The 23,145-nt window shown below is 37.9% G+C and carries 16 protein-coding genes and 4 pseudogenes; 5 read left to right on the top strand and 15 right to left on the bottom strand.

Annotation, left to right across the window (positions count from 1 at the left end):
• Nucleotides 1-92 precede the first annotated feature (92 nt).
• Nucleotides 93-1,208, top strand: coding sequence for an NAD(P)/FAD-dependent oxidoreductase (locus ACQKL0_RS09630; RefSeq protein ID WP_427687212.1), 1,116 nt, complete (start codon nucleotides 93-95; stop codon nucleotides 1,206-1,208).
• 360 nt (nucleotides 1,209-1,568) lie between these two features.
• Nucleotides 1,569-3,173 (top strand): esterase/lipase family protein, encoded by a 1,605-nt coding sequence (locus tag ACQKL0_RS09625; protein ID WP_427687210.1) that lies wholly within the window; start codon nucleotides 1,569-1,571, stop codon nucleotides 3,171-3,173.
• Between the two features lie 257 nt (nucleotides 3,174-3,430).
• On the opposite strand, the gene ACQKL0_RS09620 is transcribed toward ACQKL0_RS09625, so the two are convergent.
• From ACQKL0_RS09620 to ACQKL0_RS09560, 13 genes and pseudogenes are all read right to left on the bottom strand, one after another.
• A complete protein-coding gene (locus ACQKL0_RS09620) occupies nucleotides 3,431-4,003 on the bottom strand; it encodes a tyrosine-type recombinase/integrase (protein WP_402873024.1) in 573 nt (190 codons plus the stop codon).
• An 806-nt stretch (nucleotides 4,004-4,809) separates the two neighbouring features.
• A complete protein-coding gene (gene uvsE / locus ACQKL0_RS09615; protein ID WP_402988791.1) occupies nucleotides 4,810-5,781 on the bottom strand; it encodes a UV DNA damage repair endonuclease UvsE in 972 nt (323 codons plus the stop codon).
• A 207-nt stretch (nucleotides 5,782-5,988) separates the two neighbouring features.
• On the bottom strand, nucleotides 5,989-6,486 hold the full coding sequence (locus tag ACQKL0_RS09610) for a PCYCGC motif-containing (lipo)protein (RefSeq protein WP_402959394.1): 498 nt from the start codon (nucleotides 6,484-6,486) through the stop codon (nucleotides 5,989-5,991).
• Between the two features lie 263 nt (nucleotides 6,487-6,749).
• Nucleotides 6,750-7,316, bottom strand: a pseudogene (locus ACQKL0_RS09605) (DUF1641 domain-containing protein); the annotation flags it as partial.
• Entirely contained in the window at nucleotides 7,309-10,272 is a 2,964-nt protein-coding gene (gene fdhF / locus ACQKL0_RS09600; protein WP_427687208.1) for a formate dehydrogenase subunit alpha, read from the bottom strand. The pseudogene ACQKL0_RS09605 and the gene fdhF, both read right to left, overlap by 8 nt.
• 230 nt (nucleotides 10,273-10,502) lie before the next feature.
• Nucleotides 10,503-12,455: pseudogene (gene pulA / locus ACQKL0_RS09595) on the bottom strand (type I pullulanase); the annotation flags it as partial.
• A gap of 435 nt (nucleotides 12,456-12,890) precedes the next feature.
• A complete protein-coding gene (locus ACQKL0_RS09590) occupies nucleotides 12,891-15,017 on the bottom strand; it encodes an AAA family ATPase (RefSeq protein WP_427687206.1) in 2,127 nt (708 codons plus the stop codon).
• A 201-nt stretch (nucleotides 15,018-15,218) separates the two neighbouring features.
• Nucleotides 15,219-15,623: a C40 family peptidase gene (locus ACQKL0_RS09585; protein WP_402873229.1), complete on the bottom strand. Its 405-nt coding sequence runs from the start codon at nucleotides 15,621-15,623 to the stop codon at nucleotides 15,219-15,221.
• 228 nt (nucleotides 15,624-15,851) lie between these two features.
• Nucleotides 15,852-16,478 (bottom strand): metal-dependent hydrolase, encoded by a 627-nt coding sequence (locus ACQKL0_RS09580; protein ID WP_427687203.1) that lies wholly within the window; start codon nucleotides 16,476-16,478, stop codon nucleotides 15,852-15,854.
• A gap of 254 nt (nucleotides 16,479-16,732) precedes the next feature.
• Nucleotides 16,733-17,698 (bottom strand): nucleotidyltransferase family protein, encoded by a 966-nt coding sequence (locus ACQKL0_RS09575; protein WP_427687201.1) that lies wholly within the window; start codon nucleotides 17,696-17,698, stop codon nucleotides 16,733-16,735.
• Nucleotides 17,698-18,162: a signal peptidase I gene (locus tag ACQKL0_RS09570; RefSeq protein ID WP_427687199.1), complete on the bottom strand. Its 465-nt coding sequence runs from the start codon at nucleotides 18,160-18,162 to the stop codon at nucleotides 17,698-17,700. Before ACQKL0_RS09570 ends, ACQKL0_RS09575 begins: the two co-directional genes overlap by 1 nt.
• Nucleotides 18,152-18,418 carry a PqqD family protein gene (locus ACQKL0_RS09565; RefSeq protein WP_427687197.1) on the bottom strand — a complete coding sequence of 89 codons (267 nt, stop codon included), beginning with the start codon at nucleotides 18,416-18,418 and terminating at the stop codon, nucleotides 18,152-18,154. The genes ACQKL0_RS09570 and ACQKL0_RS09565 overlap by 11 nt, the downstream gene beginning before the upstream one ends.
• The gene (locus ACQKL0_RS09560; protein WP_427687195.1) at nucleotides 18,418-19,188 is read right to left on the bottom strand and encodes a hypothetical protein; all 771 of its coding nucleotides are present in this window, start codon (nucleotides 19,186-19,188) and stop codon (nucleotides 18,418-18,420) included. Before ACQKL0_RS09560 ends, ACQKL0_RS09565 begins: the two co-directional genes overlap by 1 nt.
• Before the next feature lie 400 nt (nucleotides 19,189-19,588).
• Here ACQKL0_RS09560 and ACQKL0_RS09555 point away from each other — a divergent pair.
• The 3 genes and pseudogenes from ACQKL0_RS09555 to ACQKL0_RS09545 form a co-directional block, all read left to right on the top strand.
• Nucleotides 19,589-20,158: pseudogene (locus tag ACQKL0_RS09555) on the top strand (Ig-like domain-containing protein); the annotation flags it as partial.
• A gap of 51 nt (nucleotides 20,159-20,209) precedes the next feature.
• Nucleotides 20,210-22,030 carry an Ig-like domain-containing protein gene (locus ACQKL0_RS09550; protein ID WP_427687393.1) on the top strand — a complete coding sequence of 607 codons (1,821 nt, stop codon included), beginning with the start codon at nucleotides 20,210-20,212 and terminating at the stop codon, nucleotides 22,028-22,030.
• Nucleotides 22,031-22,045: 15 nt separating this feature from the next.
• A complete protein-coding gene (locus tag ACQKL0_RS09545) occupies nucleotides 22,046-22,189 on the top strand; it encodes a hypothetical protein (protein WP_427687193.1) in 144 nt (47 codons plus the stop codon).
• Between the two features lie 234 nt (nucleotides 22,190-22,423).
• Here ACQKL0_RS09545 and ACQKL0_RS09540 read toward each other — a convergent pair.
• Nucleotides 22,424-22,570 (bottom strand): annotated as a pseudogene (locus tag ACQKL0_RS09540) (transposase); the annotation flags it as partial.
• Between the two features lie 198 nt (nucleotides 22,571-22,768).
• Nucleotides 22,769-23,092, bottom strand: a complete 324-nt coding sequence (locus tag ACQKL0_RS09535) for a hypothetical protein (protein ID WP_427687191.1) — start codon at nucleotides 23,090-23,092, stop codon at nucleotides 22,769-22,771.
• Nucleotides 23,093-23,145: the final 53 nt, after the last annotated feature.

The raw sequence follows: 23,145 nt of genomic DNA, 5'->3' as shown, positions 1-23,145 counted from the left end.
ATCAAATACTATTCAAGATGTAGCAATCGGATAGTGACTTCGCTATAGTTATAGAAGAACGTTTACACATATGAAAGAAATGGGATGTTTATATGCAAAAAATCATTATAGTAGGGGCGGGGATTTTAGGAGCATCCACTGCCTACCAGCTTGTGAAAAAAGGCGCTGAAGTAGTCATTATAGATCGTCAAGATAATGGGCAAGCCACCGCTGCTGCGGCAGGTATCGTTTGTCCTTGGATATCGCAGAGACGTAACAAAGCATGGTATCATCTTGCTAAAAACGGGGCCCGCTTTTATCCAAGTTTAATTAAAGAGCTTGAAAATGATGGGGAAACAGAGACAGGCTACGCTAAAGTAGGGGCCATCAGCTTACATACTGATGAAGAAAAACTGATGGGCATGCAAAAAAGAGCGACAAAGCGTAAGGAAGACGCTCCTGAAATTGGTGATATCACTATGCTCAGTGTGGAAGAAACACGTGCTCTCTTCCCACCACTTTCGGATGAGTATGCTGCGGTTCATATAAGTGGTGCGGCACGAGTTGATGGTCGCGCGTTACGAGATAGTTTATTGCGGGCGGCACAAAAAAATGGAGCGACATTGATTCATGGCGACGCTTCACTGAACTTCGAAGGAAATTCTGTAACCGGTGTAACGGTGGAAGGCAATAGCATGGTTGCAGATAAAGTAATTGTCTGTGCAGGTGCATGGGCGTCTCATTTACTTGAACCATTAGGAGTGAATTTTCAAGTTAGCTTCCAAAAGGCGCAGATTATCCATCTAGCATTACCAAATAGCAACACGAATAACTGGCCTGTTGTTATGCCCCCTAGCGATCAATACATATTAGCTTTCAATGAAAATAGAATTGTAGCGGGAGCCACTCATGAAAATATGGAGGAATTTGATTACCGAATGACGGCAGGAGGTTTGCAGGAGGTTTTTGATAAAGCTTTACATACTGCGCCAGGTTTGGCCGAGAGTACATTTACTGAAGCAAGGGTCGGCTTCCGTCCCTTTACCCCAGGCTTCCTTCCGGTTATTGGCCCCCTTACTGATTGGGATGGCATCATCGTAGCCAATGGACTTGGTGCTTCTGGTTTAACAATGGGACCTTATATTGGCTCTCAACTGGCGAACCTTGCTCTTGACAGGGAATTAGACATTGATTTAGCAAACTATGACGTAAAGGGCGCAATACTGTAAATCTTCAATTCGACTTAAGTAGAATGACAAAAAGACCCAAGGCATTGATCTATTCCTTGGTCTTTTTGCTTTGCTTTGTTAGTAATCAATCATAATTTTATTATGTAAACTAAGTAAAACTTCCTTTCTTTACATCCATCGCGAACAACATTTTATGCTGGGAAAATCCCTATATACCTCTTGGACCATTTTTTTCACTCATATCAGTTACTTTATCCTGTTTTTCTTCATTCTTCGATGGTATGAGTTAGCCTTATTCACTCATTTTATTAAAAATTGAAGGAATAACATAGCTGACGACTGAATTTAAACTTAAGAATCAAGTTAGTTTGGAAATTATAAAGCACTAGGAGGAAGTGTATGAAAAGAATATGGTATCAAATCATTCTTGTTACTTTTCTATTTTCATTATTCTTGTTTATGAATTCTCCATCTAAAACTTCAGCTGCAGAAATCGAGCCCTATGGCAAGCTAAAGCCCCCCAGTGAAAGTTTTACACCTGGTGATTGGTTTCTAGGGAGCACCCCTCCTAATTATAACTCAAGTAAGCCGCCCATCGTTTTTGTTCAGGGGAAGAACGGATCTTCAACCAGTTGGTACGGTGAAACGGAATATCATGGAATCAATGATATGTATACAAAAGCATACGAAGCGGGGTATCAAACGGTTTTTGTTCAGCTTTATGATGCAGCAGGAAATGGATCTTCCAGTCAATATAAGAATGGGAGGCTATTAGCTACTAAGCTTGCTCAAATCAGTGCACACTTTGGTGGAAAAAAAGTGAATATTATCGCTCATAGTAAAGGGGGACCAGATACACAAGCTGCTCTAGTCACTTATGGGGCACATCCATATGTGGGTCGAGTTATAACCCTTGCCTCCCCTCATCACGGTTCCAACTTGGCTGATTTGGCTAACAGCTGGTATGCTGGATGGCTAGCTTCTCTTCTTGGAGCAAATGATGAAGGAACGGCTTCGTTACAAATTGGACAGATGGCTGAATTCCGTTCTGTCATCGATAACCATGTAAATTCAAGAAAAAATAAATACTACACGCTTACCGGTACCAATCAGGGACCAGCATTGTCTGCATTATCGATTGGAGGGCTGTATTTATCTTCCTATGGCAGTAATGATGGACTCGTCAATGAGTGGAGTTCAAAATTACCCTATGGTACCCATCTCTTTACTGATAGCAAATACGATCATGATAATATCCGTACGGGATCCGCTGTTTTTTCAAGAATCGAACCCTATTTACGCAGTTCCTCTACTGCAGGGATTGCTAGTTTAAGTGAACAGCCTGCCAAAGAAGAAAATATTTCGACTACACACAATCAAATTATCCACGGTGGTTCTTTACAATCAAATAATTGGATAGAACAGCCTATCACTTTGAATGAAACAACTAAAGATGGTGAAGTAACCATTTATACAGCCACTGCAGATGTTGATATAGAATTAATCTCTCCATCAGGAGTGGTTTATCCAAGCTCCCAAGTTTCACAGGTTTCTAAAGAAGAAACGTCTTTTCTTGCAAGTGCCCATATTCACACTTTAAAACAAACGAATATGGAACCTGGAAATTGGATAATTAGAATGAAGACAAAGGCCCAGCAAGATGCGTATTTACTTACCGCAAAAGTTGATGACAAAGAGCCGCTTGTTCTTGAAATGCCAGGGAAAGTAAAGCAGAATGATGCACAGTTTGTACTTAAATCTCCTGTGAAAAGCAACCTCTTAACCAACCCATTAACATTTGATGTTCACCTAACAGACGAAGAAGGTGTTGAAATTAAAAATAAGGGTTCTCTTAATAAAGTGAATTCAGGTACCTATTTTGGTAATCTTCCGGACGTCCCAAAATCGGGGACCTATAATCTAACGATCGATGTAAAAGAAAAAAATATGACTGGTCAAATGGTGAATCGCACCATTGTTCGTTCTATATATATTAATAAGTAAGGGAACCACTGTCCCAAACTGTCGTTTACTTGGCGGTTTGGGAAGATTCCTATTTAATTTATTGAATAAAATGTGTTTTAAATTCAGTACATTCTAAAGTGAGTTTGCCTACATAATGTGGTTTAAAAACAAAAATTTCTACTCTTTCCAATAAATAACGTCGAATCACTGCTCTCTATTTTTCTATCACTATTTTACCTTGTTTACATAATGTTATTATGGGCAATATAAAAAAAGACCATTTCTGGTCCCTTTTATCAAAAATAAAAATCCATCAATGTTTCATCCATCAAATCTTGAGTGAGTCCTATGTATATCATGGTGTCTTTCGGATTAGAGTGATTAAGGATTTGTTGGAGCAAAGCGATATCCTTAAACTTCTGATAATGGAGATAACCGAAAGTTTTTCGGAGTGTATGTGTCCCCACGTCTGGAATGTCAGCCATTTCAGCGGCCTTATTCAAAACACGATAGGCTTGAACCCTGCTTATGGGACCATTGCCTTTGCGACTAGGAAATAAATAGTCATCATTTTTTAATTTCATTTTTTTTACATACTTTCTTACTTCTTTACGAAGTTGTGGGTTGACTATGAAACGTTTAATTTTTTCAGTTTTTTGCTCAACAATGACAATATGCGTACCTTCCAATATATCCCGGACGCGTAATTTTAAGAGATCACCAATCCGTAGACCGATGTTGATTCCAATAGAGAACATCATGTAATCACGGTAGCTGCAATATTTTAATAGAGACTTTTTCATCTTATCTATATGATCTAGCCGGCGTATCGGCTGGACATTTTTTATTCGTTGTGAGGTCCTTTGCATCTGTCATTCATCTCCCCTTTTCCCTCTTTATATTGTACGTTAAGACGCAAAAAAAAGCCAAGTTTTTTGATTTTCATAAGGCTTATAAACGTTGATTTAAAGGGATTTCGAATGTATCAAAACAGGTCCTTTGTTACATTCGGAATATTTCGTTATATTGCGACGGAATATTATTAAAAAACATAGAATCTCATTAAACGATCTTATTGGATCAATACAGCTCATTTAGATTCTAAGATACCTATTACTCTATTTTTAAATTATAAGCACCTTAAAATGAGAATATGGAAGCCGTTTTTGATTCATCTTTGAGAACGCTATGTCGATTTTAATGAATTTCACACTATATTGGTGTTAATCATTTCGAAACATCATGCTGGTTCACGAAGGCATTCCATTTTCTTACTGAAAATAATATTTTCATAGTTTTGATTCTAAATTCGTTCTATATGAGAATTTTCTTCTTCCAATAATGGCAAACAGAGCATCAATGCTCTAAAATCAATTATATGGCACCTTGTGTAGGTTTAAATCATTTCGATACCTATTACTCTAGTAAAATAAAATAGGTGCCTTAAAACCGAAATATGAGCCTCGCTTTTTTGAGAATCTTCATATTTTCTGTATAGTTTCAAAGATTAATCATAACTTGAAATTACGCCAGTCATCACCATACTTCTTCTTTTTCATTTTTGTTTCTCTATTTGATTACCATAATGTTATTATGTAAACTAAAAATAAATACCTGATAAATTAATAAAAGTCAACTATTAATTCACCAAGGATTTAAAAATTATTATATTTCATCAGTGTATAAAAAAGCTCCCTCCATCAATGATTTCAATTTCGGGAAAATCTTTTATTTGGTCCATTAACTGGAATAGAGCTCCATCCTTTTGTTTTGCTTCAATCATACAATCCAACTGTGGTAAACTCCCCTTGATTTCCCGTAAAAAATCGATAAACATATTAACATCCACAAAATCTGCATGTGCTCTAAATTCTTTTTCATTCCTAGGACTAGAAATGTGCATTTTGGGTGGTAATTTCGAATAGTGCCATGTATTGAGGATACGACCCCAATGCTCGCTCCAATTTTCATCCTTAGAATGGTGAGCTAGATAGTGATGATAATCAAATACAAGAGGTACGCCCAGTTTTTCACATAAGTAGAGTGTCTCTGATAAAGTGAAAGTCGTATCGTCATTCTCAAGGATAATCATCCTTTGAAGAGATTCTGGGATGCTCCCCCAGTTTAGTATGAACTGTTCCAAAGCCTTCTCGTTTTCGCCATACCCGCCACCTACATGGAGAACACACCGATGCTCAGGATCAATGCCTAGTTTCTTCAATAATAAAAAATGCATTTTCAGTGTTTTCATTGAAGTTTTTAGTATATCAATATTGCTACTATTCAAGATGACAAAATGATCTGGATGAAAGTCTATCCGTACTTCTGGATGAGATAGAAGGAAATCTTTTATCTTGTTCAGTTCATCAGCCAGTGGTTCAAGATAGTCCCATTTTGGTATTTCTGGATGGTTTACTAGAGGTATAAGTTTAGAAGAAAGACGAAAAAACTGGATATCATATGCTGCATTATGTATGAGAAGACGCCAGCAATTTTGGAGATTTGAAGCGGAAATCCTTTCTAACTTTCGTATTGCAGCTTCTTTATCTTTAATTTTAGAGAATTGTGCAAAAGTCATCGTTTGAGAAGGCGAACAATGTGGTACTTGATTGCTCATAGCTACATAACCAAGGCGGATTAAAGTCAATATGAAAACTCCCTTGAATGTCTTATATGAGGAAGTATCCCCATAGCTCCTATTATTATTACATCTTGAGCTTAGGATTTCTGATTGCAAGATTGGAATCAATGCCTACAATGAAAATGGGATAAAATAAAGAAACAGATACATAAGTGCACCTGTTTCTTTATTTTGGATTTCTTTTTCATTCCTTTTTAGTACCTTAACTCTTACTTACACTTCAGGAGTCGGAGTTGGTTTAGCATACCCTTTTTTATAGGCTTTATCTACTTTGTCCCGAATATCCTTTATCGTCATTCCATCATTTAAATCAAGGATGGATTGTGCTGCTATCTCTAGGCATACTCCACATTTGGTCCCATGATCATCCCAAACTACTGCTCCATTTTTTTTATTTTCATGGATAAAACAATCGTAATTGTTTTTGTGGCCAGCTTCCTCTCCACATCCACAGTAACACGGTATTTTTTCCAATAACGCCTGGTTTTGGGCAACGGCTAAATAGATGGTTTTCATGTCTTCAGGTTTTCCAGAAAGAAACTCAGGTGCTGTAGCTTTGCCACTAGTTTCTTCCTGAACATCCCCTGAAACGGTATGGTCATGGCTTTCATGACTGGTTTCTTTTTTTACCTCACTCTTCTCTTCAGTACATGCTGAAAGTAATAAAGACGAACACATACCGAGAGTTAACGCTGTGTATTTAAGTTTCATTTTTACACTCCTTGAAAATTTTGGTTACCCTTATTTTATGTGTAAAAGTTTTAAACTACAAGTGGATTGTTTAAATGAAACCTTAAAAAAGGACCCTCAGTATAAGGATCCTTCTCTCGTTACTATTCAATCTTATTTTGTTCGTTCTTTTGCCTCTTTGATAGAAGCGGAAGTGTCATGAGGGAAACCCCTGCTGCAATCCAAAGCCAATTACTGCTTTTTCTTGATTCTCTTCCGCTTTTACTGGGCATACTTGAACCGAAATCTTTCTTTGAAGTCGGTCTTTGAATGGTTGCATGTTCATTTTCTTTATGAACTTGTTGATTTTCTGGTAATTGAGTTGTTCTTTCTAAATCGCTTGTGTCTTCTCCCATTCCTTTTAAGAAGGTCATTAATAACGTCATCGCTTGTTTTACCTCTTTATCGTTTAAGGATCGTGCCAAGGAAAGATAGCTTGGTTTCTCACCTGACTTATCAATTTCAGCGACTCTGGCTATACCTGAATTCACCTTCAGGATAAGTGGCTCAAGCTGTTTAACATTTAGCGTTCCTAATGTTCCAAGCATGAGAAGAAGGTTTTTTAGAGTATTGGCTGTTTCAGGAGTATCCGCTGTTTTGACTAGAATATTCAGGACTTTATCTCCTTCCTTCAGCAGGCTGTTGACCATGGAAAGTATCCCACGGTCCTGCATGCCTTTCATGACTTCGAACGTTTCTTTAATGACCTCTTTATTTTCGAGAAGAGTTCTTTCAATATCTTCGAATTCAATTTTTCGCAATTCCTCTTCACTGAGTTCTATGCGATTGATTACTTTTGTCGCTTTAGCCACGGTTCCTCGACTCCTTTTTTATTTTTAAGAGGTCACCAGGGAAAATATAATCTTCACGGGCCCATTTTTTCTGTACTTGTACCCCGATTTGAGGTTGAGGATTACCATTACGATGGTTGATGCGAGGTAATGGATTTTCTCCTTTCGCCTTCAATACTTCCATTTTTGCCTGTACTTCTTTATAGGCTGGAGTATCCGTGTCTTTATCAGCATAGCTGCTGGTCAAAAAGTTGATGGCGCCATCTCCCGAATCATTCATTGGCAAGTAGACCTCTTTACCTTTCACTCGATCGGTAATGAGACACTGTATTTTTACATTTCCGTATGGAGAAGAAAGGCGGACTAGCGTACCATCCTCTAGGCCTCTTTCTTCAGCCAATTCAGGTGAAATCTCAAGAAATGCATTTGGAGTCTTGGAAGTGATTCCTTTCGATTTATATGTTAGATTTCCTTCATGGAAATGTTCTAATAATCTTCCATTATTCACATGGATATCGTATTCTTCTCCAAAATCGCTTGGTTTTGACCATTCAACCGGGAATAGCCGTGCTTTCCCATCCGGGAATGGGAATTCTTCTGTAAATAGAAGTGGTGTATCCTGACCATCTGCGGCAACGGGCCATTGAAGGCTATTGTATCCTTCTAACCGCTCATAGCTTACACCTGCATAAATTGGTGATAAGCGAGCGGCTTCATCCATGATTTCACCTGGGTGAGCATAATTCCATCCGGCACCTAACCTATTTGCCACTTGCATAATGATTTGCCAATCAGGTTTAGAGTCACCAAGGGGTTCAAACACTTGGTACAATCTTTGAATACGGCGTTCCGTATTTGTAAACGTACCCTCTTTTTCAAAACTTGGGCTAGCAGGAAGAACGACATCCGCAAATTCAGCAGTTTTGGATAAAAAGATATCTTGTACTACGAAAAAGTCCAGCTTTTCAAACGCATCATGTACATAGTTGATATTGGAATCGACTAATCCCATATCTTCCCCTTTTAAATACATGGCCTTTAAGGTGCCTTCATGGATGCCCTCGACCATTTCATGATTGTTCAGTCCAGGCTTTGAAGGTACTGGTGTGCCCCATATTTTTTCATATTTATCCCGGACTTTTTTATCTGTCACCATTTCATATCCAGGAAGTTTGTCCGGCGTACTACCAAAGTCGCTGGCTCCTTGAACATTATTATGGCCTCGTAAAGGATAGGTTCCTGTTCCTGGTTTCCCATAGTTACCAGTAATAAGCATGAGATTGGAAATGGCGGTACTTGTATCACTTCCACCTATATGTTGTGTTACACCCATAGCCCAAAGGGAAACAGCACTGTTAGCTTCATGAAGTGCTTCTGCAATGGCGATTAAGTCTTTTTTGCTTACTCCCGTGTGCTTTTCTGCATAGTCCATTGTAAAAGGTTCCAGGCTTCTGATGTATTCATCCATGCCATTCACACGATCTTTGATGAACTTTTTGTCCGCCCAGCCTTTATCGATGATATATTTAGACACGGCTGATAACCAAACGATATCTGACCCTGGAGCTGGTTGAATGAATAAATCAGAGCGTTCAGCCATTTCATGTCTTCTGATATCAGCAACGATTAATTTTTGCTTTCCAAGTTTATGTGAACGTTTAACCCTGGTCGATAAAACTGGATGAGATTCTGAAGTATTCGATCCAATGATCAAAACAAGTTCAGATTTTTCTATATCCTTAATTCCCCCTGTATCCCCACCATAACCGACGGTCCTGAACAAACCAACGGTCGCTGGGTTTTGGCAATATCTAGAACAGTTATCGACATTATTGGTTCCAATAACGCTTCTAGCCAATTTTTGCATCAAGTAAGATTCCTCATTTGTACACTTAGAGGAAGTAATGAAGGCTAAAGAATCAGGTCCGTTCTCTTTTTTGATTTCCTTGAATCTCCTAGTAATTAAATTCAGAGCCTCTTCCCATTCGGCCTCGCGGAAAGCATCGCCTTCCCTTATCAATGGCTTAGTTAGCCTTTCTTCACTATTCACGAAATCCCAACCGAATTTACCCTTTACACAAGTAGAAATACCATTTGCCGGTGCTTCTGCTTGTGGTTCTACTTTTAATATTTTTCTATCTTTTGTCCACACGTCAAAGCTGCAGCCTACACCGCAATATGTACAAACGGTCTTTGTCTTTTTGATTTTTGCATCACGCATGGCAGATTCCATATCAGAAATGGCTAAAATAGATCCATATCCAGTTTCGACATTTTTGGTAATTTCAATCATTGGTCTAAGGGTTTGTTTAGCAATGCCTGTCAAAAAGCCCGCTTCCCCTTCCATTCCTTTTTCCATCATCGCGTTACATGGGCAAACAGTTGAACAATGGCCGCATGATACACATGATGATTCATTTATAGGAACATTATTATCCCAAATGACCCGTGGTCTTTTGGCTTCCCAATCAATCGATAATGTTTCTGTTACTTGAACATCTTGACAGGCTTCTACACACCGACCACAAAGGATGCATTGATCAGGGTCATATCGGTAAAATGGATTGGATTGATCCACTTCATAAGGTTTTTGATCAAACGGAACACTTTGGTGGTTCACTTTCATTTCTTTCACCGTATTGTGGATTTCACAACCGCCGTTATTATAATCACAAACCGTACAATACAATTCATGGTTATATAAGATCTTATCCATTGCCATTACCTGTGCTTCTTTCACATCAGGTGCTAATGTATCAATCACATCTCCGTCTTTGATTTCAGTTGAACAAGATCTCACAAGTTCACCATTTACACTAACGAGACACGTATCGCAAGTTTCAATCGGCCCTAAGCTTGGATGATAACAAACACTAGGAACCTCTATTGAACTATCATTAAGCATTTGTAGCACTGTTTGATTGCCATCCAGAACTGTCTCCGCTCCATTAATTTTTATATGTACTTTTTCTCGCAAAATAAACTCCTCCTAATACAAGTGGTCAATCTATAAATCTAATTTACCCTGCTTAAAAACGCCTTAAACTTGTAAAAATAATGGATAAGCACATCTGTCCTGGATTCTTCCGGTACTTTTGATAGCATTTTAGATTCAAACTTGCCATTAGAACGATTCATCTTATCTTTTTTCACGAAAAAAAGAAAGAACGCAATTTACCGTTCTTCCTTTTCGGTTCTCATGAGATATTAATCGGCAGCACTTTTTATCACAAATGAACTTAAGGGTGATACGTTAATATGACTACCATGAATTACTTCTATTGTTTCTAGACCCGCTTTCTGTCCATTAACTAAAAGTGACCACTTTTTTAGATGAGGCAAGGTAATGTCGATTGAATGCCAGTTTGCATTATGAACGACAACTAGATTTGAATTTTCTGTCATTAATGAATAAGCTATTACATTTGCAGGAGCATCGAGGAACATCAAGTACCGTTCAATCTCTTCAGCCGAAGTAAGTCTAAATACAGGATGTTTTTTTCGCAAAGCAATTAATCCTTTTACATACTCTACTTCATGGTCGAATTCCGCTCTTCGTTTCCAATTCAGTCGATTGATCCAATCTGGGGATTGATAGCTATTTTCATCTCCATCTTTTGTTCGCATGAATTCTTGACCGGCATGTATCATGGGGATTCCCTGAGATAACAATACGACAGCAGTTGCCAATTTATGCATCTGTTTACGTTCTTCATCTGACACGTCAGGTTGGGTGATGACAAGCTTATCCCATAAAGTATAATTATCATGAGCCTCTACATAATTTATGACCTGGGATGGGGTCTGGTACGTAGCTAAATGATCATCGTATTTCAATCCTCCAGCAATTCCTCTTTTTACGATATCTTCCATGCCTTGTTTGCCGTTGACAAAGCCCCTATCGTATTTATCCATTACAAAACCTTTCAAGCCATCTCGAATGGCGTCATTAAAATGAGCAATACCCGGCATTTTATACGCGTTTTTCTGGTTTGCCTTCAGGGAAGCATCCAGTGGTGTATTCATATCCCATCCTTCACCTAACAGAATGATAGACGGATCAAGTTCATGAACAGCTTTTTTCACCTCATTCATCGTTTCCACATCATGAACCCCCATAAGATCGAACCGGAAGCCATCGAGGTGATACTCTTTTGCCCAATAAACCACAGAGTCGACAATGAACTTACGCATCATTTTATGTTCGGAAGCGGTGTCATTCCCTACACCCGTCCCATTAGACAGTGTTCCGTCTTCGTTATAGCGGAAAAAGTAATTGGGTACGAGTTTATTAAAATTTGAGTCATCCACTGTATATACGTGATTGAAAACTACATCCATGATGACACGTAATCCTTGATCATGCAGCGTTTGAATCATCTGCTTTAACTCTCTAATTCTAAGTTTCGGCTGATAAGGGTCCAATGAGTAGGATCCTTCCGGTGCATTAAAATTTTTTGGGTCGTATCCCCAGTTATATTGAGGCTCAGTCAATCTCGTTTCATCTACTGTAGCAAAATCAAATATGGGGATGAATTGAACATGAGTTACACCTAAGTCCTTAATATGATTGATTCCTGTTTTCGTACCATAAGGGCTTATAGTATTTGTTTCAGTCACACCTAAATATTTACCTTTTTGTTGAATTCCACTGTCGGGATGAATTGATAAATCCCTGATATGAAGTTCATATATAATCGCATCCTCCGGTTTAGTTAATGGTGGCTTATCAGTACTCCATTTTTGGGGATTAGTATCATTTAAATTAATGACTACCCCTCTATTCCCGTTAACCGTGACGGCACGGACGTATGGATCCACAGCTTCATTCCATACATTACCGACTTTCACTTTGTATGTATAAATCAAGCCATCTTGATCACCTGGAAGTTCAGCCGTCCACGTTCCCTTCTCCGAGCGCTTCATATCAAACTCGGTACCAACAGGATCATCCCAACTTTTATACGTAACAAGCTTAGCTTCACTTGAAGTAGGTGCCCAGAGACGAAAAGCTGTTCGATTTGGGTGAAAGTCATTCCCTAAATCATTGCCATCATAATAATAAAGGTTATCCATTTCTTGCGGGCTCATTGGGTCAATTTCTGCAACCGGCAAGGAGTCCAGAATTTTTTCGATTTCTTTTTCCTTAGGTGCTTGATTGGTATTTTCCTCTTCGAAATAAGAAAGTGAATCTTTCATAGGTCACTCCTCCAATGAAATTCCCCTTATGAAATAGGAATTCGTTTTTTATATACTATTTTGATTTCATTTGAATGGCCCAATCCATAAAAGTGAATACACTTTCTTTTAATTCCACAACTGTTTCATCATCAAACATATACCATTTCTCCCATTGTTAAACAATATTATATACTATGCTCTCTGCAAAAAGAAATAAGTCCTTGTTTATACCTAACAATTTTTTGATTGCAGTTCCTTCAAGTAATTGATATCCTTATGAAAAAAACTATTTCAAACTAAGACTTCATTAAAAGAATTCTAATTATTAAACTAAACGAGCGGTCATTATAGAACGTTTTAAAAAATGCCCCCATTACAGTCATACTGTCTTGGAGGCATTTCTAGTACTAATCATTATGAATTGATAATTTTCAATTGGTCATCTTTAACGATAGCTTTGAAGTTTTTCACTTCAGGCTGTTCAAAAATATAGTCTGTTATGCCATCTTCAAGTTGTTCCTGAAGAACACGGCGAAGGGGTCTTGCACCGAATTGTGGATGATAACCCATCTCAATCAATTTGTGCCTAGCTTCATCTGTCACGACAAGTGATAAGCCTTGAGCAGTCAGGGTTTCTTCAAGTTCATGAATCATGATATCAACGATTTGTAATAAATCTTCTTTCTTCAGTGTGGAGAACTCAATAATACTGTCAAATCGGTTTAGGAATTCTGGTTTAAAGAAACTACCCAATGATTGTAGGATTGAAGCTTCTTCAACAGCAGTGCTCGTACCGAATCCCATAACTTTTTGCTTTTCACCGACTCCAGCATTACTTGTCATGATGATGACAGTATCTTTAAATGTCACAGTCCTTCCCTGACTATCCGTCAGACGACCATCCTCAAGAATCTGTAAGAACATATGCATCACATCAGGATGAGCTTTTTCAATTTCGTCCAATAAAATAATGCTGTATGGTTTACGGCGAACTTTTTCAGTTAATTGTCCTGCCTCCTCATGACCAACATAACCCGGAGGAGAACCAATCAATTTAGAAACACTATGTTTTTCCATGAATTCACTCATGTCAAGGCGAATCATAGCTTCTTTATCGCCAAATAGTTCCTCGGCTAGCGTTTTAGCCAATTCAGTTTTACCTACGCCGGTCGGTCCAACAAAAAGGAAAGAGCCGGTCGGACGGTTTTTGGATTTTAAACCTGCACGACTTCGACGAACAGCTTTCGCAACCTTTTTGACTGCTTCTTCTTGGCCAATGACTTTTTTCATTAAGTCCTCTTGTAGATGAACCATTTTTTTCTGTTCATCTTCCTGTAGCTTACCTATCGGAATACCTGTTTTTTGTTCTATAATCCTTTGAATATCTTCTACAGTAACATTCGGTTTAGCTACATTGGCTCCAGCCTGTAGGGATTTTTCCAACTTTTCTTCTTCATCTCGAAGCTCGGCCGCTTTTTCGTAGGCTTCTTCTTTTAGAGCCGTTTCTTTTTCTTTATAGATTTGTTCAAGACGTTGTTTTACTACATCTTCTTGACTATATTCAATCGTCAAATTTTGTTTGGAGCCGGCTTCGTCCATTAGGTCAATCGCTTTATCTGGTAGAAAGCGATCTTGGATGTAACGATGGGAAAGTTCGACAGCTGCTTCCAGCGCTTCCTCAGTATATATGACTCCATGGAAAGACTCATAACGATCTTTCAGACCTTGTAAAATGACTATCGCTTCTTCCGTTGTCGGTTCATCAACTTGTACGGGTTGGAATCGTCGTTCAAGTGCCCCATCTTTTTCAATTTTCCGATATTCAGAAAGGGTCGTTGCACCAACAAGCTGAAGTTCACCGCGAGCTAAGGCGGGTTTTAAAATATTCCCTGCATCCATTGAACCTTCAGCCGAACCAGCACCTACGATTTGGTGAATTTCATCAATGAATAGAATGACATTTTTCCTATCTTGTAATTCACTGATTAATTGTTTCACTCTTTCTTCAAATTGACCCCGAATGCCTGTGTTCGTTACAAGGGATGCCATATCGAGTGAAAAAACCAGTTTATTACGCAATTTTTCCGGGACTCTTCCTTCAACAATTGCTAAGGCCAATCCTTCTGCAATCGCTGTTTTACCAACGCCAGGCTCACCAATCAAAACTGGATTGTTTTTGTTTCGTCTATTTAACACTTCGATGACTCTTTTGATTTCTTCATTTCTTCCAATGACCGGATCAATGAGTCCTGCTTTTGCAGCATCATTCAGATTGTGACCGTACTCTTCAAGCAAACCTCCGTCTTTATCTTTTTGCCCGGGTTTTGATGGAGGCATGTTGCTACTATTAATTGGGTTAAATGAATTTGAAAATCCATCAAATTGGAACTTTCCTGTATCCATTCCTCCCATGGCTGCACCAAGTTTATTTCGTTCTTCTTTATAACAAGTGGAGCACAATTTGACATCATGCTGTTGCCCATTCATATTGAGATGAACCTGAATATTTGCTTGGTTTTCATGACATTTTTCACATAACATATGAGTACTCCTCCTTATTTATTATTACGAGTTATCATTTGACTTTGACTAACTTTGACCTTGTGCCTTTAATATACATTGACCTTCTTTGACTTTCAAGAATTTTGCTTGACTGGTTTTAGTGCACATTTAATTTGTTAAATAAAAAAAGAGACTGAATTCAGCCTCAATTTCCGTTTCTATAAGGAATAGTTTTACTAATTATATACGTTTTGCCCCAATATACTGTGGTTTCCAATAACTATTATTCGTCTTTGCGTAGGAAACTCCCTTGGAAGATGCGGAGTGTATGAATTTATTGTCACCTATGTATATCGCTACATGCGTTGGTTTTTTTGCTTTATTCGGTGAGAAGAACATTAGATCCCCTTTTTTCAAGGTTTTAACTTTCTTTCCTTTTTTGTAAATGTCAGCAGCTGTTCGCGGTAATGTCTTTCCAGCTTTGTTATATGAATATTTCACCAAACCTGAACAGTCAAAACCGGAAGAAGACATACCACCCATTTTATATTTCGTCCCTAATTCACTTTTAGCGGTTTTAATTGCTTTGGTATGATAAGATGCAGCTTCTACATTGTTTCCAGTAAAGGAACCAAATCCAATCATTGTAACTAACGACAATCCGACAAAAATTTTCTTTAACAATATAACTTACCCCCTGATGCAATATGCTAAACCTAATATACTAGAAAAGTCATAACATGCGCATCACAGGGACTTTACAATTATATTACATTAGTAGATTTAGGAAATAAACGATACTAAAATAAAGATCACCTTATATAAAAGGAAAGAAGCCGCAATGTCTCTATTAAAGAAACACTGCGGCTTTTCCTAAAATTCCTTTGAGAAAAATGGTAGCAATAACTTTACCCCCCGTTTATTAAAGGGCAGAAACTTCATATCAGCCAGCAAATGACTTATGTACCCTAAAATGCAAGTAGTGAAAATCCCTTCAGTCCCCAATGTCTCTTGGAATTGAAACGCAATCACTCCAAAGAATAGAACCCCCGCTATCGAATGGGTATAACTACGGTGCGGTGTAAAGGAAGCTAGTATAATATAAACTCCTAAAAGCCATAGCCAGCTAATATCTAAAGACAGCCCAGTCCCTAAAATACCAAGCCCTGTAAGAGTTAGCATATGTCTTTGTGTTATAAATGAAGAAATGATAATAATACCAATACCTGCGCCTACACCTAGCCATCTCTCCGTTTCAGAACTTGCTAGAAGACTATAAATGATCATAAGCACTCCGATGGTTTGAGCCAAAGTTCGAATGAATTTGTGTGAAAAGGTAATCTTATTACTCAACTTTCCGTCAATATCCATGTCAGGCATTAATCCTGAAACTCCACCTACACCGACTAGAAATAATGTAGTGGTTGGATCGGTCTGTAGAGTGTTCGCCGTTAGAAATCCTACTGTTGCCCCTATTGCCATATGTGCTGTTCCGTTCACTTTCTCTCCCCTGTTCCTCTAAGAAGTAGCTTACAAACAAGTAACGAATGTTTGTTCGAATCTTGTCTTTTTAACTATACATTATTTTGGATTAATTTTCTTTAATTTAGGGAAGAAATTTAACTATACGTTATCTTAGAGAGCTTTATTCTTTATTGGAAGAGGGAAGTCATCAGATTATTTTACGCATGAGAGTTAAACACATGAAAGTTCAAAGGAGTAAAATAGTTGTGTATGTGGATCCTATCTGGTATTTAATATTTAGGATGCAGCCAATGATAAAGCTCAACCATGCTATGTTTTGGGGAATCGTAACTAAGGAATGAATAATCAATGAAATCCACATACTTTTTTAATGAGGAATTCCGATGACCATATGAAGTCGGAATCTCATTGGGAAATTTGTTGAGTAAATGAAGAGTCGGTAACTGTTGGTACACAATCGATAAAGTCCTAATAATTCTTTTTTTCGTCTTATGCCGTTTTGTATCTTCCAGCAATCTTACATAATCAATATTCAGAGTAGAAATCAGTTGGATAATATCAATAAAGTACTTTAATGATTCCATATTGTGCCGCCATCCGTGTAGGCAAATCATATAAAAAAGATGAAACTCAGAAAGTTGTTTAATATAGAAAGAGTCATTTATTGATAATGCTTCCTCCCAAATTTCTTCAACACAAAAATTTGCAGTAGTCTGCTTTAAAATATCCCAATGAAGTTCGACCGTTAAGGGAATAGAAGAACCAGGTAGGACTTTACTGTATGAACGATGAAAATGGAATGGGATTGGTTTCCTCTCTTCTATGTATCCCAAGCTTTTAACTATATCAATGGCACGATCCATATCAGTAGGTTTAATTAATAGATCAATATCAGAGGTTGGTCGTGATCCTAGATGACCAAAATGTTGTTCAGCAAATGCAGTTCCTTTTAACGGAATGATATCTATGCCGCTTTTTTCAAAACCATTCAGGATTTGGTTCGTTTGATTTTTAATAAGGATATTTTGGAATAAGACACGTTGAAATTTTTCTTTTAATATTTGTTGATAGAACGCCGGAGTTGCCTCTAACCTCCCTCCCTGCTTCATAATAGTATATGTTTGTGCGTGAACATACGATTTTTCAATATCATCAAGAAGCCCCCAATAATAGGCTGAATCGTTGGGCAGCTCTATATTTGAATCATATAGAATTTGCAACAATGTAGGATTCATTAATTAACCCCTCCCTTTTTCCTTCGTTGAAAATTGATATACCTTTGTAAAACAATCGTCAACATTGGAACAGACATAATCAGTTTCCCCCATGTTTTAGCTAGAAAACTAGAAACATAAAGTTTAGTATTCCTTTTTTGGACAAAAAGCAGCTTACCGACAATCTGTTCTCCATGTATGGGCTGATCGTAGCCCAAATTCGTGTCTCCTTTGAAAAGGAATTGCCGCTGTTGATTATTCTTCATTTCCTTATAATAACGGTGCGCAATCAATCGCTTTGTTTCACTATAAAACAATACAATATCTCCCTTTTTCAATTGAACTAGCTTACATTCATTAAAATAGCAAATATCACCGCTTTTTATGAAAGGGTACATACTGTTCCCTTGAGCTGGTAGATGAAAAGATCCTTCTTTTTTCACAACAGTTTTAAATAAGTCTACTGTCTCTTTATCAAACAACATGCTGAATTAAACCAAAATGTAATAAGTCAGTTAAGTAATTTTCTATATCAATTTTAGATTCATCTTCTGTCGTGTCATATTGATTCGTGATTTTCTGAATCAAGGAATCCACCGTTTGAGCCTGGCTTAGAAGATTCCAACAATAACCCCCGATTCCGTTTAATTTTGTAACTGTGAATGTATCCGTATGTAAAATAATCCACTCATCATCAAGCTGTGTAGCTTCCACATGATTACTTTGTATATATTGAAACATTACGAGATCAGCTCCCAAAAAGAATTATTTTTTTGAAAAAAAAGATCATATGCTGGTACCTGGTTTGCAACTTTAGTTAACATGCCCAAAATCACTTTAGTATTCACTGGCTCATCGGACCAATAAAACACTTTATCAATTAAAGTTAAAAGCGTGTCCGACTTCGATAATTTACTTCTTCGATTAGTAAGTGACTGATGTAAAACTTGTATACTACCTAATGGTAAGTGTCCCTCTTCTCCCTCTGATCGTAGTTCACTTCTAAAAGGTGAATTAAAAACTTCTACATTATCAGGGGTAACTTTTAAAATGGTCGCTTCGTCCGATAGAAGATTTCTGGGATATGATAGTTTAGCAGCCGTTGATTTTCCAGCACCCGAATGCCCAGCAAAAATGTGAGCTTTTCCGTCATCAATCACACAGGAGGAGTGAAGTAATACCCCCCATTCATGATGGACAATGAATGAACTATATAAATTTATGAATGCATGCTTTAAAGCCAACTCATTATAAGCAGAAATTTCGGCAAATTGGTAATCTGCATCTACTTCTACTAGATAATCCGATCTTCGGAAATAAATTCTATCAGCCGTTTTAGTAACATTCACCTCGTAATCTACAAAAGGCTCTCCAAAATCCATCTGGACGGTTATGGTAAGATCAGGATTTTTATTTGAGCTTCCTAAATCACGAAACATTCCGTCTATAGTATCAGGAGCATTTTCTATCTGGATAAAATGTTCCCCTATTTTAGTTTGGGTTATTTTCATAACTAGTTCCTTTCTTAGTATTATTAGTAATATTATCCTATAGAGGTCATTATAAGGGATTTTTTATTCTTTTTAAAGAACAAATTGCAAGCGATATATAATATATTGCTCATGAATTTAAACATACTTGCCATTTTCATAAGTCGAAATGATGAATTAATGAATTCATTAATTATTTTTCAAACGTATTGTTCTTTATCAAGAACGATGTTATTCTGAAAAATATAGGGTATTTAGTTCTATATAACGTGAGATATATCGAGTGAGCGAGGAATACATACCATTACCTTCAACCTGTTCTCTCCGTGCTTATTCTTTATAAATAAAGATATTTTGATAGGGGGAGGATACCAAAGATAGTTTAGTTTCTATAAAACATTCTTTACTGGGGGAAGATTTTATGTTGTTTACAAGGTATTTTAAGATGCTCACTATTTTAATGCTAACGATTTTCTTTATTTATCTAAACGGTAACTCGCAAGCTTATGCAACAAATGGAGGTGGAAAAGGCAATAAATCCGTCCCCGTAACGGGTGTTTCCTTACATCCGGATACCTTATATATGAACGTTAAAGATAAAGATGAAAGACTTACGGAAACAATTAAACCTTCTAATGCCACAAATAAACAGGCCACCTGGACTTCCTCAAATACTAAGGTAGCCACGGTATCTGGAAGCGGGGTTGTCCATTCTGTAAGCGGTGGGTCCACTACGATTACTGTCACAACTAAAGATGGGAATTTTAAAGCTAGAACCACAGTAATAGTTAGTGATCCTAATATTGCTGTAAAAGGAGTTTCTTTAAATCCAAATTTCTTAAAGCTAAACATCAATGATAAAGATGCTCCACTCACTGCAACAATAAAGCCATCCAATGCCACTAACAAAAATGTCACCTGGACTTCATCCAATCCGAGTGTAGCTACAGTTTCAAGTAGCGGGCTTGTACATCCTGTCAAACCGGGTACAGCTACCATTACTGTTACAACTCAGGACGGGAATTTTAAAGACAAAGTCACTGTGACCGTTTGTGACCCGGTTATCGCGGTTTCATCTGTGCATTTAAATCCGAAAATAGTAACCCTTACTGTTGATGGAGAAGACGTGACATTAAAACCAACAATTAAACCATCGAATGCGACAAATCAGGATCTCATTTGGTTATCTTTTAACCCAAAAGTAGCTACCATATCTTCTGATGGAGTGGTGCACGCCATAAGTCCTGGAGTCGTCATAGTTAAAGTATTTACTAAAAATGGACATTACGATTGGTCCTTGATAACCGTTTGTCCTAGTAAACTAGTACCTATTAAAAGCTTATCAATAAATCCGAAAAATGTAGACATGAATGTCGGTGGAAAAGATGCAACATTAACAGCCACAATTACACCCAATAACGCGACTAACAAAAACGTTGTTTGGTCTACTTCTGACCCTAGTATTGCCACTGTGAAAAATGGCATCGTTCATGCTGTCGGTCCTGGCACAGCTATTATTACTGTTTCAACAGAAGATGGCAAACTTCAAGACAAAGCTAAAGTTAGTGTTACAGTACCAGTGACAGGAGTAAGCGTTGATCCTAATTCTCTCAATCTTACAGTAGGTGGAAAAGATGCAAAGTTAACTGCTTCGATCGCTCCATCCAACGCATCAAATAAAAATGTCACTTGGTCTACCTCTGATCCGAGTATAGCCACCGTAGAAAATGGTATCGTCCATCCTATTGGACCTGGAAAGGCAACGATTACCGTTACAACAGAAGATGGCGGGTTTACCGATACAGCAACTGTTATTGTAACGGTTCCTATAACCGGTATATCACTTGACCCTAAATCACTTGACCTAATCGTAGGCGGAAAAGATGAAAAACTAACTACTACGATTGCTCCATCCAATGCATCAAATAAAAATGTTACTTGGTCTACCTCCGACCCAAGTGTCGCAACTGTCGATAACGGTGTCGTTCACCCAGTCGGACCAGGTAAAGCTACAATAACCGTTACGACAGAAGACGGCAGTTTCACCGATACATCAGCTGTTACCGTCACGGTTCCAGTTACTGGTGTATCGCTTGATCCAGAAACACTTAATCTAATTGTTGCTGGAAAAGATGAAACATTAACAGCTACGATTGCTCCATCCAATGCCATTAACAAGAATGTCACTTGGTCTACTTCTGATCCAAATGTAGCCACAGTAGAAAATGGTATCGTCCATCCTGTCGGACCAGGAAAAGCAATTATTACCGTTACGACGGAAGATGGAGGATTCACGGATACAGCAGCTATTACTGTAACAGCGCCAGTATTAAGCGTATCACTTGATCCTAAAACTCTGAATTTTAATCTAGGCGATGCGGACCAAACCTTAACGGCAACGCTAAATCCGTCCAATGCCACTAATCAAAATGTTACTTGGTCTACCTCCGATCCGAGTGTAGTCACTGTGAAAAATGGTATCGTCCATCCTGTCGGTCTAGGCCAAGCCACCATCACGGTCACGACATTGGAAGGTGGATTCACGGATACAGCTATCGTAACGGTTATTGACCCAGACACAATACCGCCAGTCACAAAAAATAAAATGACTCCTATTTTCAACGATAAAAACACCTATATCATCGCGTTAACCGTTACTTACACAGCAACTGATGATAAATCCGGTGTAAAAGAAACCTTATATCGTATAAACGGTGGTGCTTGGCAAGTCTATACAAATCCATTTGATGTCTATGCCGAAAATACCCACACCTTGGAATACTACAGCATTGATAAAGCGGGCAATAAAGAAAAAATCAATGTATACGATTTCGACAAAGGAACATGCTCTTGTTCCAAATAATAAGGAGGAATTAATATGGAAGACAAAGTAAAAATGAAATATGAAGCACCAAAAGTTTTGCACCATCAAAATGTTACCTTTGAAACAGCTATCTCTGCTGCTGGACATTGGGAGTTCCAACTTGTTAATGGGGAGTGGATGAGGGTTTTTGTTCCTTGATTCGTTGGTCGACATTTCCCAAAAAGGGGCTGTCTAATAAGTCCCTAAAAAAAACAGGTGGAGAAAAACAACTTGTTTTTCTCCACCTGTTTTTCTATTTTTATAATTATTCATTAAAAGTAGCTGACGCAAGCCAGCTACTTTCAGCAAATTATCGGCCATGGCTACGATGCCAAACTCCATTTGGACTTTCGTTAAACCCCGAAGCGAAAAGCGACGGAACGACCTATTGCTCTAGATAAAAACACTCTCTACCTCGATTTTTCGTCGAGCGTAAATTTGTTCATTCGATTCAGACCAAAGGTTCACTTTTGCTTTGGCTTTTAGTTCTTCATAAATTGGATTAACATACACATGACGATTCTCTGTCGCCATTGTACATTGCGATTTTAATGTTCTTTTTTAAGCTCCGTTTTTGTTCCGTTAAAAAGTATTGTAAGGAATTAAAGCTTCAAATTCTTCTTCCAAAGAGTAGAAGTAGTTTTCTTCACTGCAATAGCCGGTATCTGCGATGAGTTTTTCGGGAATGGTAGCGATGTATTCTTCAGTGCCTCTATATGGGGATTAAAACACCGTGTATCAATTGGGCGTTGATGTATCGTATAAAAAAACAAATTGATTTTCCGTTGCCATTCGAATATTATAACCAGGTTTTAGTTGTCCGTTATTCATATGATTATCTTTCATTCGCATAAATGTCGCATCCGTATCGGTTTTAGAATAACTATTTCGATCGCCAAATAGAGCGTTTTGTTGTTTATATTTAACTAATCGTGGACCTAAGTCCTCGCGCACTAATTTCAATAGTTTCTTAACCGGAATGAGTTCCCCTCGTTTTTCTTTTCGTACCTGGACATCTTCTTCAAGCTGGATACCATTCGTTTCCTTTTCAACTTTTTTCACTAATGCTTTTTCTATTTGAGTTAGTTTTTCCTAACGTTAAAAGGGACGTTTTG

The sequence above is a fragment of the Peribacillus sp. NPDC097264 genome (genome assembly GCF_050277925.1).
Taxonomy (GTDB): domain Bacteria; phylum Bacillota; class Bacilli; order Bacillales; family DSM-1321; genus Peribacillus.
This window is presented reverse-complemented; position numbering and strand designations above follow the sequence as displayed.

Excerpts from the sequence above, each read along its gene's own strand:
- ACQKL0_RS09630 (WP_427687212.1), top strand. The coding sequence starts at position 93 with ATGCAAAAAATCATTATAGTAGGGGCGGGGATTTTAGGAGCATCCACT.
- ACQKL0_RS09625 (WP_427687210.1), top strand. The coding sequence starts at position 1,569 with ATGAAAAGAATATGGTATCAAATCATTCTTGTTACTTTTCTATTTTCA.
- ACQKL0_RS09620 (WP_402873024.1), bottom strand. The coding sequence starts at position 4,003 with ATGCAAAGGACCTCACAACGAATAAAAAATGTCCAGCCGATACGCCGG.
- ACQKL0_RS09610 (WP_402959394.1), bottom strand. The coding sequence starts at position 6,486 with ATGAAACTTAAATACACAGCGTTAACTCTCGGTATGTGTTCGTCTTTA.
- ACQKL0_RS09590 (WP_427687206.1), bottom strand. The coding sequence starts at position 15,017 with ATGTTATGTGAAAAATGTCATGAAAACCAAGCAAATATTCAGGTTCAT.
- ACQKL0_RS09585 (WP_402873229.1), bottom strand. The coding sequence starts at position 15,623 with ATGATTGGATTTGGTTCCTTTACTGGAAACAATGTAGAAGCTGCATCT.
- ACQKL0_RS09575 (WP_427687201.1), bottom strand. The coding sequence starts at position 17,698 with ATGAATCCTACATTGTTGCAAATTCTATATGATTCAAATATAGAGCTG.
- ACQKL0_RS09570 (WP_427687199.1), bottom strand. The coding sequence starts at position 18,162 with ATGTTGTTTGATAAAGAGACAGTAGACTTATTTAAAACTGTTGTGAAA.
- ACQKL0_RS09565 (WP_427687197.1), bottom strand. The coding sequence starts at position 18,418 with ATGTTTCAATATATACAAAGTAATCATGTGGAAGCTACACAGCTTGAT.
- ACQKL0_RS09560 (WP_427687195.1), bottom strand. The coding sequence starts at position 19,188 with ATGAAAATAACCCAAACTAAAATAGGGGAACATTTTATCCAGATAGAA.
- ACQKL0_RS09545 (WP_427687193.1), top strand. The coding sequence starts at position 22,046 with ATGGAAGACAAAGTAAAAATGAAATATGAAGCACCAAAAGTTTTGCAC.